Genomic DNA, 1,021 nt, shown 5'->3' on the forward strand with positions numbered 1-1,021 from the left:
TGCCTTTGGAGAGCTGGTGGCAGGGGCCATTGGCTACGCCGGCCAGCAGGTGAGCCATACTCTGAGTTTCGATGTTCACTCTGGCCGGCAAGACGTAGCGCCACATGAGGTGCGGTTGGACGACCAATCGGTGCAGGACTGGGTAGAGCCAGAAAATGTGGCGCTGGATCCGCTGGAGCTCCACCTTTTTGGCCGCATTCGCACCCGCGGAACTTATGCCCAAAATGCAAGATGGGCAGATTCTCCTCTCAACGCCAGGAACCCTCGCAGCCCTGGGCGGATCAAGGCCGGTGGTTTTCAGGCTGGTGCCGACCAGGTCTGCCCTCCCTATGTAGACGATGTCTATCGGGCTGACAACCGCTTTGGCCCCAAAGCCAGCTACGACCGTCCGCCTGTAACTCCTGACCCGCAGAGAGGCTGCGACGTGGACACCTTTGCGCAAAGGTATCGTGCTAGGGCCGGTGATCCCATTCCTCCTAATGCCAGGAACAACCAGAATGAGTCTTTGACCGAGGACAACCCACCCCCAGGCGCCCTTTCCGAGGTGGGCTTGGATGGCTACTGGGAGCGGCGGGCCCGTGTGGAGGGCTTGCGGGTGATCGTGGGGCAGCGGCTGGAACTAACCCGCACCGATTCTTTGCCTTTGCCTTTGGTGCCGCCCGGGGATCCCGAGGACCCCGACCCCACCAGGTTACAGGCCATTTTCATCAGCAACGAGGCGCGGCAACGCCTAACGCTACGGGATAACCCAGCGGCAGTGCAGGCCACGGCCGTTTACCACTACAGCCATGAGCAGGGGCGCTTTCCCATTGCCTGCTTGGCCACGGTAGCCCACCCCGGCACTCCCTGGAGCTTGCAGCGGGCTTCCACGTTTCCCGCGGGTGACCAGAGCAAACAACTGGGTATCAACTTCTTTACCGGCGAGGGCACCAACGTTTGGGAATATGATCCCTCGACCATGAAAGAGCAGCTACGGCCTGGCACCCCACTGTGGACGGCGCTGACCAACCTGGCCAATTTT

At 61.2% G+C, this 1,021-nt stretch carries 1 pseudogene; it reads left to right on the forward strand.

What is annotated here, in order from left to right:
* Positions 1-1,021: pseudogene (locus NW860_RS09845) on the forward strand (type II secretion system protein); the annotation flags it as partial.

The sequence above is a fragment of the Synechococcus sp. F70.1 genome (assembly GCF_047502745.1).
Taxonomy (GTDB): domain Bacteria; phylum Cyanobacteriota; class Cyanobacteriia; order Thermostichales; family Thermostichaceae; genus Thermostichus.